Source organism: Rathayibacter iranicus NCPPB 2253 = VKM Ac-1602 (assembly GCF_003149025.1).
Lineage (GTDB): Bacteria > Actinomycetota > Actinomycetes > Actinomycetales > Microbacteriaceae > Rathayibacter > Rathayibacter iranicus.
Genome location: NZ_QGDV01000034.1, coordinates 1 through 1,761, shown reverse-complemented (window position 1 = coordinate 1,761; position 1,761 = coordinate 1). Strand labels below are relative to the sequence as shown.

The window sequence follows — 1,761 nt, the reverse complement described above, 5'->3', positions numbered from 1 at the left end:
CCATCGCGGCCGGTCGCGGCGAGCAGGTTCCCGGCAGCGTCGTAACTCATCGACTGCCGCCGCCCCAACGGATCCACCACCCCCACCAGACGACCCCGAGTGTCCGAAATCCACGTATTCGACCGCGACCCGTCCGTGTCCGAGACGACCGTCGCCCGGCCAGGGAGATACGCATACCGGGTCGTCCGCCCGAACGGCGACGCCTGCGTACGCACTCGCCGCCGCGCGTCGAACGTGTTCCGAACCTCGAGCACCCCGGCCGCATCCGTCACCGACTCCAGCAGCCCGTCCGGGTTCCACCCGTACCGGCGCGTCCCACCCGGCCCGGACACCGCGACCAGGCGGCCCTCGTCGTACTCGTACTCCACCCGGCGACCATCCGACGCCGCCGCAACAACCACCCGGCCGCCCGACCACTCCACAGCGACCCACCGGCCCCGCTCATGCACCAGCCGGGACAGGGCACCGTCGCCGTCGTACTCGACGTCCACCCGCGTCCCCGGACCACTCCCCGCGGACAACCACCGGCCGGCCACAGTGAACACCCACCGGGAGCCGTCGTTCCCGGACACCACAAGACGCTCACCCGCGCGCTCCGGGTCGATCTCCCGGGTCAGCCACCGGTTCTCGCCCACCGCGCGGTCCCAGCCGTCGCCCTGCCGGGGGAACAGCAGCTCCCGGCCGTCGGGGAGGACGAGAGTCGCGCCGTCGTCCCCAACCCGCAGGCGCACTTCGGTCACCGAGGACCAGCCCGGCCCGAACGCGCCCTCGCTCAGGTCGAGGGAGTTGTAGGTGCGTTCCAGCCGCAACGACCCCGCACCACCGGGGAACCCGAGATCGACTTCCGTGTCGAGGAAGTTCCCCGTGGACGTATTCACCGGGTCATCCGCATACCCCGACGTCGGCGCCGCCCCAAACACCTGCGCCGCACCAATCGTCAAATCCTCCCGCGACAGCGTCACGCCCGCGGCCGCCACCGCGACCGCCAACGCGCTGTCGGCGACGGTGGACACGACCCCGTCACCGCCCGCGGCCGTAAACGCGTCCGCGATGCTCCGCGCCCACACCACGTCCTGATCATTCGCCGCCAACCACGACGTGAACCCCGACACCACCCCCTCCGCGTCCATATGCCCCCACCGGCACCGGTCCGTGAAATCCGTCACCAACGCCCGCAGGCGCGCCGGACGATCCCGCAGGTCATCATTCGCCACCGACGACGTATCCGCGAACGCCCGCAGATCATCCGGCCGCGCCGACGACGTCCCCCCACCCATCCCCCCGCCACCCGGCGCGGGAGTCTCCCGAGCCCGAACCGACGCCTCCTGAACCGGGATCGACACTTCCTCCGCAGGCGGACCCACCGGCGGATCCTCCTCCCCGAACAGACCCTCCCCGATCTGCTCAAACAGATTCCGGGAATCCTTTTTCCGCTTCCACTCCCGCGCCAGCACACGCCGCTGCTGCTCCTTCGCAGCCTCATCCCGCAACCGGCCCACCGCGACCGCGACCTCTTTCAGACGCGCCGCCAACTCGACCGCGTCCCCCGCACCGGTCTGCGCGTTCTGGCGAAACAACTCCGCGAAACGGCCACGGAACTCCGCCAACGCCGACGTCGCTGCCGCCGCCCGGGTCCCCGCCTGACCCTCCAGCGTGGCCGCAGCATCCGTGAACGCCGAGATCACCGACTCCGCAAGCCCGGTATCGAACGGGACGTCCTCCTCGATCGCACCCAAATCCGCCACGACGACCGTCCCTTCC

At 70.9% G+C, this 1,761-nt stretch carries 1 protein-coding gene; it reads right to left on the bottom strand.

Annotated features, from left to right (window positions below):
- A partial coding sequence (locus tag B0H03_RS16835) for a DUF6531 domain-containing protein (RefSeq protein ID WP_165828001.1) occupies positions 1–1,745 on the bottom strand: 1,745 nt, incomplete at its 3' end.
- Positions 1,746–1,761 lie beyond the last annotated feature (16 nt).